The sequence below is a fragment of the SAR324 cluster bacterium genome (assembly GCA_015232315.1).
Lineage (GTDB): Bacteria > SAR324 > SAR324 > SAR324 > NAC60-12 > JADFZZ01.
In genome coordinates this window covers 1-9,106 of the sequence record JADFZZ010000062.1, presented here as the reverse complement: position 1 = coordinate 9,106, position 9,106 = coordinate 1, and the positions used below count along the sequence as shown (strand labels likewise).

At 46.3% G+C, this 9,106-nt stretch carries 7 protein-coding genes; all 7 read right to left on the bottom strand.

Annotated features, from left to right (window positions below; genetic code table 11):
• Positions 1–144: 144 nt before the first annotated feature.
• Positions 145–234, bottom strand: a complete 90-nt coding sequence (locus tag HQM11_20875; GenBank protein ID MBF0353492.1) for a potassium-transporting ATPase subunit F — start codon at positions 232–234, stop codon at positions 145–147.
• A gap of 329 nt (positions 235–563) precedes the next feature.
• On the bottom strand, positions 564–1,622 hold the full coding sequence (locus HQM11_20870) for a response regulator (protein ID MBF0353491.1): 1,059 nt from the start codon (positions 1,620–1,622) through the stop codon (positions 564–566).
• Between the two features lie 6 nt (positions 1,623–1,628).
• On the bottom strand, positions 1,629–3,914 hold the full coding sequence (locus HQM11_20865; GenBank protein ID MBF0353490.1) for a hybrid sensor histidine kinase/response regulator: 2,286 nt from the start codon (positions 3,912–3,914) through the stop codon (positions 1,629–1,631).
• A gap of 53 nt (positions 3,915–3,967) precedes the next feature.
• Positions 3,968–6,070: a methyl-accepting chemotaxis protein gene (locus tag HQM11_20860; protein MBF0353489.1), complete on the bottom strand. Its 2,103-nt coding sequence runs from the start codon at positions 6,068–6,070 to the stop codon at positions 3,968–3,970.
• Between the two features lie 220 nt (positions 6,071–6,290).
• Entirely contained in the window at positions 6,291–6,809 is a 519-nt protein-coding gene (locus HQM11_20855) for a purine-binding chemotaxis protein CheW (protein ID MBF0353488.1), read from the bottom strand.
• Between the two features lie 12 nt (positions 6,810–6,821).
• On the bottom strand, positions 6,822–8,357 hold the full coding sequence (locus HQM11_20850; GenBank protein ID MBF0353487.1) for a hypothetical protein: 1,536 nt from the start codon (positions 8,355–8,357) through the stop codon (positions 6,822–6,824).
• Positions 8,354–8,827, bottom strand: coding sequence for a chemotaxis protein CheW (locus HQM11_20845; GenBank protein ID MBF0353486.1), 474 nt, complete (start codon positions 8,825–8,827; stop codon positions 8,354–8,356). The genes HQM11_20850 and HQM11_20845 overlap by 4 nt, the downstream gene beginning before the upstream one ends.
• Positions 8,828–9,106: the final 279 nt, after the last annotated feature.

Genomic DNA, 9,106 nt, shown 5'->3' with positions numbered 1-9,106 from the left:
ACCGATGTCTCCGCCTCTGAAACACCTTTGCCATATAACCGCCCAGCAAGGGAGTGATGCCAATCAGCAATCCCAGATACCCCAGGATTTGTAGCCATTCCTGCCATTTCATAACCACCTCGTTTCAGAAACTTCCAAGGATATCTAGAATTTTTCCGCGCACCAAAGCGCATATCCCAGATAACCCAACAATCCCAGGGCGGCCAAACCCGCCATGATTACATCCACAGTCATCTTGCCTCCTGATGAAAAGCCTTTCGATTGAATTTCACTGGAAATGATTCTATCCCAACGGATATATAAATGGGCTTAAAAGTGGGGCGGGAAGTGTTAAGATTTTATCAAGACTATGTTGCTGATGAAAAGTTGGTATAGAACACGGTAGTGCTGCACAGGTAATGCTTTTTGCAAAAATATTAAAATTCAGGGCACCTTTCAAAATCAGTCAAAAAACTTTACAGTTTGCCTGTATCAAACCGACTCCCTTTATACCATCTTTATGACTCTTGATGAAGAATCTAAAAAATAACCTTTTTTTACCAAAAGGCTTCTAGTGTTTTTTGTTATGAAGAAATAAGTTTCAAAATTTCAGGACCAATTTCTGTCAAGGGAAGAACCTGACGACAGGCGTTTAACTCCACAGCCGCTTTGGGCATGCCATAAATCGCCGAGCTTTTTTCATCCTGAGCCACAGTCCACCCGCCACAAACCTGCATGTGTTTTAATCCTGCGGCACCATCATTTCCCATGCCTGTGAGCAACAGGCCGATGGCATGAGGACCATAAGATTCAGCCACTGAATTGAAAAACACATCCACAGACGGCATATGGATAGACTGTGGAATCGTGGTATATTGGAATCGCCCTTGTTGAATTTGCAGATGTGCCTTTTCCTGCCCTGCGAGATAAATCGTGCCCCCGTCCAGGGAATGACCGTTTTCCGCGAGCTTGACCGGTAGTTTGGAAAAACCCTGAAGATATTTGGTCAAGGATTGCAAAAAGACAAAATCCATATGCTGTACAATCACGATCGGCACTGTGAACTCTGCGGGGAAACTCTGAAGCAGAATGGACAAGGCCGCAGGTCCTCCGGTTGATGCACCAACGGCAATCATCCGGTATGACCGGAATAGCGTTTTTTTCTCCGGAGTCATGGCTTCAGGACGGGACAATCCACTCAAGCCGACTCGGGATTTCAGACCCGCGATCATCCAGACTTTTTTAATAAAATCCGCGCCAATCTGACCTATTTTTTCCAGGGACAATTGGTGGATATTTCTGAACTCAGGATGTCTCGGCGGCAGAATCGCATCCAGGGCGCCATAGTGAAAACACTGGAATACCTCTGACATATTATTGCCGAGTGTCGCGGTTACAACAAGAATGGGAACAGGTTTGAAGGCCATGATATTACGGATGGTTTCAATACCGCTCTGTCCGGGCATGCGAATATCCATCAGAATCACATCCGGATCGTGTTCATGGACATATTTTTCAGCGGAAACACCATCGGTTACCAGTGTTACCGGCGAAAAACGCGGATCTGCGGTCAACAGCCTTTTCAGCAGAAATCCTGTAGACAACGAATCATTGACAATCAGAACATGCGTCAAGTCAGACATGGGCTATCACAAGATTAAGCGTTGGATCAATTGCAGAAACTCACCGCTGTCAAACTGGTTTTTGGCAATATAATGATCAGCCCCAGCTTCCATTCCTCTTTTCCGATCTTCAGCCCGATCCTTGTAGCTGACAATCACTAGCGGAATCTGCCGATATTTCTCATCCGCTTTGAGGGAACGGGTCAATTCAAGTCCATTCATCCGTGGCATATCAATATCGCTGATGATCAGATCAAATAATTGTTGACGGATCTTGTTCATGCCATCCAGTCCATCCACAGCAAGGGTTACGTCATAACCGGCTTTCTGCAGCATTTTTCTTTCCATTTCCCGAATGGTCAGCGAATCTTCAACGATCAGTATTTTTTTGACGGCCTGCTCCGGCTTCTGGACCATTTTGTTTTGAAGGGCCTGATACTGCGATTCCCGGATTGTATGAAGAAAGTCAATCACATCCACCACCAAGGCGATGCGACCATCATTCAGCAAGGTCGCGCCCATCAGGTTCTGCACTTTTTTCAACCGCGGATCGAGTGGTTTGACGACCACTTCGCTTTCACCGGCAAAATGATCGGCGATCACCACCACATCCGTATTATCCATGCGGAACATCAAGGCAGGCATCCGGATATTTGTCATGAATTCGGGGAGTGGATTGCCCATCAACTCACTGAGCCATGCGACAAGATGAGGCTTCCCGTCAATGGTCACCACATTCTTTCCACCGATCTGTTCTATTTGCCCGGTCTCGATCACAAAATATTGCTCAACCATGCTGGTTGGAATGGCATATAATTGTCCGGAGGCTTCCATCAACAAAGTGTGCGTGATGGCCAAACTCAGTGGCAAACGCAACGTGAAGGCCGTGTATTGGCCGGGTTCAGAGCGAGTGATGACTTTGCCATGCATTTTTTCGATTTCAAATTTTACCACATCCATGCCAATGCCCCGTCCGGAAAGACTGCTGACTTCTTTGCGGGTGGTCACTCCGGGTAAAAAAATAAAATCGAGCAACTCATCCGTTTTCAGATATTGAATTTTTTCTGCCGATAACAGATTCAGACTGACGATTTTTTCCCGGAGTTTTTCCAGATTGATTCCACCGCCATCATCTTCCAGTTCAATATGAACTTCATCGCCCCGTTGAAATGCTGAAAGGGTGAGCGTTCCTTCAGCGGATTTGCCTCGTTGTTTGCGCATGTCCGGACTTTCAATACCATGATCCAGGGCATTGCGGATCAAATGTTCCAGCGGTGCCTTGATCCGTTCAATCATGGCTTTGTCGATACGGGTGTCGTCACCGTTGATCTGAAACCGTACCTTTTTACCAAGTCCCTGGGAAATTTCCCGAACCATCCGGGGGATCGTATCAAACAGCAGGGAAAGCGGAACCATGCGTGCTGTCATGGTTTCTTCACGCAAGGTTTCAGTGAGTTGCTGAAACTGGAGGTTGAGTTCATCTGTATATTCATACATTGAATAAAAGCGGGCTTGAATATCCGCCGTCAGTTTCTGAAACTCCAACATGCTGTTGTGCAGATTCTGAAAGGACTCTTCGTTGTCTGTCCGTGGACTCAGGTGTGGCATGAGCCGGCTTTTTTGATTCAGGAGAGACAACGATTTGAACAAGCCTGACATGTTGTCTTTGAGTTTGGCGATTCCGTGACTTCGGACATACAGTTCACCTGAAAGATTAAACAGGCGGTTCAGAGTCTGGACGGCTATGCGCTGAGTGCTTTGGGAGGAATCCTGAAACAGATTTTGCTCTTCACTGATTTTCACACTCGATTTCTGTTCAACAACCACAGGCTCAATATTGTGAGAACTCACAGGAGTCTGTTCCGGAAAATCAGGGATTTCAGGCGGAATGTCGCGGGGTGTTTCAGGTGATGGCGCACCGTCTATCGGTGGAAAAGGTTCTCCTTTGGAAATGGACTCTATCACCTGCAAAACTTCTTCAGGGACAGGTTTTCCAGCAATGGTTTGCCCAATCAGAAAGCGCAACCAGTCCATGGTGGCCAGAATGTAGTCTGTTTCTTTCGGAGTGAGCACCTCTCTGTTTTTCAACGGTCCAAGATAATCTTCCAGGGCATGAGTGAACGCATTCACTTCTTCTGCCATGACCGTCAGCGACGCGCCTTTCAGGGTGTGAACAATGCGGGCGATTTCAAACATGCTTTTCCGGGATTCTCCGGCGTTTTCAAGTGTCAGAATCAGACGTTCCAACTGTGGAAGCAGTTCATCGCATTCGAGCTGAAACAGCTCCAGCATCGACAGGTTGTCATAATCCATCAGACATCACTCCGGAAACAGGAAATATTTTTCATGCGATCAACCAACCTTGCTCATTCACGGAACTGAGGATCTTTTCTGGAAATTGCGGATCTTCGTTTTTCCACTTTGAATCTTTGCGCGATTTCCATTTGTTGCTGTGCCATTTGCGATAAATTGACTGTGGTTTGAGACGTTTGTTCCGAACTCAACCGGTTTTCATCGGCCGTATGCTGAATTTGCTGAAGGCTATGCGTCATCTGAACTGTGCTTTGAGCCTGCTGGAGGATTCCCTCCCGCATTTCTTCCAGACTGGGACCAATGGTTTGAACCGCTTCAATCAGTTCCTGAAAGGAGGTTCCCGCGGTTTGTGCCTGTTCCAGTCCATCCATGGTGGTTGCCTGTAGTTTGTCCATACTCATCATGGCCGTACTGGCCGCTTTCTGGATTTCGGTGATGATATTTTCAATGTCCTGGGAGGCCAGAACGGTCTGGTCCGCAAGTCGACGTATTTCAGCGGCCACCACGCCAAAGCCCTTGCCAGATTCACCAGCTTTGACAGCCTCAATGGAAGCATTGACCGACAACAAATTGGTTTTATCAGCAATTTTGGTAATGGTTAACAGAACCTTGGCGATGTTCTCCACCTTTTCGACCAGCAGTTTGAATTTTTCTGAGGTTCCCACATTGGTCTGCTGAATGTTTTCAATGCTATTGAGGGAATCAGCCACCGCCTGATTTCCCTGATTTGCCAGAACTATCGCATTACGGGAAGTTTCTACAATTTGCTCCGTGTTTTTTCCAAGTTGGGTGGAAGTAGCGGCCAGTTCATTCAGGCTTGCAGAAAAATTATTCAAGGTTTCATATTGCCCGGTGATGTTTCTCATCTGTTCCATGGCAGAGGCCGAAATCTGATTGGAGGAGGCTGTGAGTTGAAGGGTTCCATCCTGGAGTTCTCCTGCCAGTGTGTTCATGGAATCCACCATCGTTTTGACAGAAGTCATCAATTGTCCGATTTCATCCTCAGTGGTTACCTGAATATCAATGGTGAGATCTCCCATTGCGACCTTATCAATCACAGTGATTGCGGAGTGGAGTGGTGCCATCAGCTTTTCAATGAAAAAAAAGGCAATCACAAAACTGACAAAAAGCACCAGTAATGAGAAGATCGCCAGATGAAGCTGCCAGGTATAGATGGGTGTAAAAATTTGCTGTTTGTCCGCATCCATCACAAGGGTCCAGCGAATTCCCAACCGGTTGTTGACATCAATTGGAGCATAAAATAAAAGCCTGTCACCTGCTGTGACCACACCTGGTGTGCCTGAAAGCAGAATGTTTGCCTGTTTGGGATAATCCTGCTGGATACGAGTATCCTTGTTTAACATGAATCCCCATTCCTTTTCAGGATCCGGGTGCTTCAAATAATAACCTTCCTGATTCAGGAGGTATACGGCCTCGTCACTGTCATCAGCGAGTGTATCCAGGAAATCTTTTGCAAGAATATTGACAATCACGATGCCCGCAAACACGTTTTTTTCGTCAAAAATCGGAGTGCTGTAACGGATCACAGGTTTGAATGGATGTTCGATTTCTCCGCGTTCCACATTCAGATCCAGAGGAGAAACATAGATTTCGTTGTTTGGCAGAACCGCGGTTTTAATAAAATATTCACGAGTGCTTTTGTTTTGTAATTCTTTACCGGGAATTAGGGTTGCCTTGATTCCATTGCCATCCACCCGAACCAGTTCCTGTCCATCTTTTCCAATGAATCGCAATTGCATGTAATGCTTTTTATAGTTCACTGTGTGATAGAACAATTCAGCGAGCTGGTCTTTCCATTCATTGTAGGAAAGATGGGTTAACGGATCGACACCGTTGTTGTTTGAAGCCCTGACCATGCCATGAAGGGCTGTGGCTTTGGCGAAGAAGCCCACGTCGTCCACAATAGCCCCCAGTGTTTTCTGGATAATGGCTGATTTGTAACTGATCTTGTTGTTCAGATTAATATTCAGTCCCTGTTCAAGCAGGATGGAGGCGTTGTAACTGCTGAACACTCCGATCAGAAACATGGTACTGACGATAAACGCACCCAGCCCCATTACCAGACGAGTGCGGATGCTTTTACGAAGAAGAACTTGATGGGAGGCTGTGTTGACACCATTTATTTCCTGATTCATGTGACCTCAATAATATTGTGTTGATATCCCCGGGCGACCCGCCGGTCGCCCCTACGATTTGGTGTTAATATCCCCGGGCGACCCGCCGGTCGCCCCTACGATTTGGTGTTAATATCCCCGGGCGACCCGCCGGTCGCCCCTACGATTTGGTGTTGATATCCCCGGGCGACCTGCCGGTCGCCCCTACAATTTCGGGGGGGGAACAGAATTTTGGCCCGTGCTATTTCATGGCATCCTCCAGCTTTCGGGCAATTTGCTTCAGACTGAGCCACAACAAAATTTCCCCCTGATACATGGTAACGCCCTCGATAAATTCATGGGGAATCCCTGTACGGTTTTCCAGTGCCGGTTGAAACATGGACAAAGGAATGTGATCGACGCCTTTCACTGTTTCCGCCAGGATTCCTGTACGGCTTGTCTGGTCATGCACCACGATAATTGAACTGGCTGTTAACGCGGAAGAAAGTCCAAAATATTTCCGGATATCACACACCAGCAACAAATCGCCCCTGACATTGGTCAGCCCCAGAATGGAGGGATGCGTGAAGGGCAGAGGTGTTACCGATAACAGGGGAAAGACCTCACTCAATTCTGATGCTGAGCAACCATACCATCTTTTTTCCAGTGAAAAGATCAGCAAGGTTTCCATCTGCATATTTTGAGTGATGTCCCGGTCTCTGTATTTGCCGGCATTGCTCTGCAGTTCTTCTGTTGAAAGGATTTCCGTTAACTGGCTCATGAACGCTAACCTCTACATATTTTTGAGTTTATCTTCACAATCGCTCTGGATTCGTGATAGCGACCAGTCTGTCTGCCAGGGCTTGGTCAGCGGAAACTCCTGACTTGTTTTCAGCAGATCAAGAATCTGGATACAGTTTTTTTTCACGGCATCCCATAACGTCTGTTCTTCGAGTGCCATGGTCAAAAAATATAAACCCGGCAAATGATGCGGATCACAATAAATACAGCGTCGAAAACAGGTTTCAGCGTCTGAAAATTCGGATTTTTGCAGTAGAAGGACACCTTTGAGATAATAGGCATCCGCACAGAGATTATCAAATTGCAATATGGTCTCACATTCTGACCAGGCCTTTTCAATCAAGCCCTGATCGGCCTTGAGAAACGCCCGTGCAAGGCGGAAATCGATGGATTCCGGTTGTTTGGAACAGGCGGCATTCAACAGCGTTTCAGCCTGTTGAAAATCTTTGCCATGATAGGCCTCAATTCCCCGCTGATATAGTTCTTCGGCGGGCAATGCTGAAACAGCTTTTCCGGAAACAGAAGCGCTGATCCCTCGTGAACTGTTTTGATCAGGAATGATTGATGCTGAAGCGGATAATTTATTATTTCTGTCGCCGGAATCAGCGTGCCCTGTGGTAATTGAAATATCCGGCATGACAGACGCCGCGGCGGTAGAACCTAAGCGTGAAGAGAGATTGGCTCCATGAAAACCATGCTTTGCTTTTTGAAAAATCGCGTTTTTGTGAGCGATCATTCGTTGGTGTTTGCTCAGTTCCGTCCAGTTTTCAGAATGCCCCAGAAACAGATAACCACCATCAGCCAGCAGTTCATACAACTGATGTCTGATCCGACGCTGAGTTGGTTCATCAAAATAAATCATGACATTCCGGCAGAAGATGATCTGAAAATAATGTCCTGCAATTGCGGATTGCTCAAGTTCCAGCAGATTGAGTCTGGAAAATTCCACCCGCTTTCGAATGGAGTCATTCAGCACATAGCCAGGCTCTGCGGGAAGGAAATATTTATCCCGGAAAAACTGGTCCTCCCCACGAAAAGAGTATGTGGAATAGAAACCTTCTGAGGCCTTTTTGATAGATTCCGCATTGATGTCCGTTCCGGTGATACGAAACGCATGGGCATGTTCAGGCCAGCCCTCATCGATCAGCATGGCAAGACTGTAAGGTTCTTCGCCTGTTGAGCAACCGGCGCTCCAGATTTTAACAGTCCCCAGACCCAGACCATGCGGTAGCATCTCGGGGATCACAACTTTTTTAAGAAAATCGAATTGGGGACCGTAACGAAAAAACCAGGTTTCACCCGTTGTCAGCAGATATTCCAGTTTTTGATATTCGTCCGGGGTTTTGCGGAGGTATGCATAATATTCCTCATAATGCTCCAGTCCCAGTTGTTTCATGCGCTGATGGAGTCCGCTCATCAGCAGATGTTTCATGGTTGCCTCAAAATGAAGGCCACTGGTCTCGCGGATGAGTTGAGCCAGATTTTGGTAAATCTGTTCATCAATGATTTGAGTGGATCTGAAATTCATAAATTATTTCGCCGGGCAAGAAGAGACAGTTCCTGTTCTGACAGAATTCTGTCTAAATTTAACACCTGAATATCGCCAAACATGGTTTTACCAATCTCACCTGTCAGCGCATGAATTCCCTCCGTCATGATTCCTGGTTGTCGCATGTCAGGTGTCCATTCATCGAGCGTGATGATTTCATCGACAATGAAGCCAAGATTCTTTCCGTGAACAGACGCAAGGATGATGCGATTGTCACGGATATAAGCCTCTCTTGCACGCTTGAAATAATATTTTGACAAATCCACGACCACATACAGATCGCCACGGATGTCAATGAACCCTTCCAGAAACACGGGAGCGCCTGGAATGTGCTCAATAGTCATCAGGGGTACAACTTCATGAATGGTCGCGACCAAGATGGCAAATTTTTCACCGCCAACACTCACAATCAATACTGGCAGAATATCATTTTCTGCTTTATTGCGCATAAACCCCGTTGTCTGCTTCAGTTGTTTTGATGAAAGACGGTTTGTTCATAACTCGACAGTGGTAAGTTCTCAGCTTTCAGTTCTCAGTTTTTTGAAACTGATTGAGATTATTGTGATTTTTATATAAGCCCAAAAGTTTTTTTGAAAGTTTGATATTCTTGGGTTTTCGAAAAAAACATCTGTTGAGTTGTGTTGATTTGGCATAAAAATTTTCTGAGCGCCATTCACCCCAGGAGGACGTATGAAAATCCCTTGTATTGAAGCATTACCTTGGTTAGT

Excerpts from the sequence above, each read along its gene's own strand:
- HQM11_20875 (MBF0353492.1), bottom strand. The coding sequence starts at position 234 with ATGACTGTGGATGTAATCATGGCGGGTTTGGCCGCCCTGGGATTGTTG.
- HQM11_20870 (MBF0353491.1), bottom strand. The coding sequence starts at position 1,622 with ATGTCTGACTTGACGCATGTTCTGATTGTCAATGATTCGTTGTCTACA.
- HQM11_20865 (MBF0353490.1), bottom strand. The coding sequence starts at position 3,914 with ATGGATTATGACAACCTGTCGATGCTGGAGCTGTTTCAGCTCGAATGC.
- HQM11_20860 (MBF0353489.1), bottom strand. The coding sequence starts at position 6,070 with ATGAATCAGGAAATAAATGGTGTCAACACAGCCTCCCATCAAGTTCTT.
- HQM11_20855 (MBF0353488.1), bottom strand. The coding sequence starts at position 6,809 with ATGAGCCAGTTAACGGAAATCCTTTCAACAGAAGAACTGCAGAGCAAT.
- HQM11_20850 (MBF0353487.1), bottom strand. The coding sequence starts at position 8,357 with ATGAATTTCAGATCCACTCAAATCATTGATGAACAGATTTACCAAAAT.
- HQM11_20845 (MBF0353486.1), bottom strand. The coding sequence starts at position 8,827 with ATGCGCAATAAAGCAGAAAATGATATTCTGCCAGTATTGATTGTGAGT.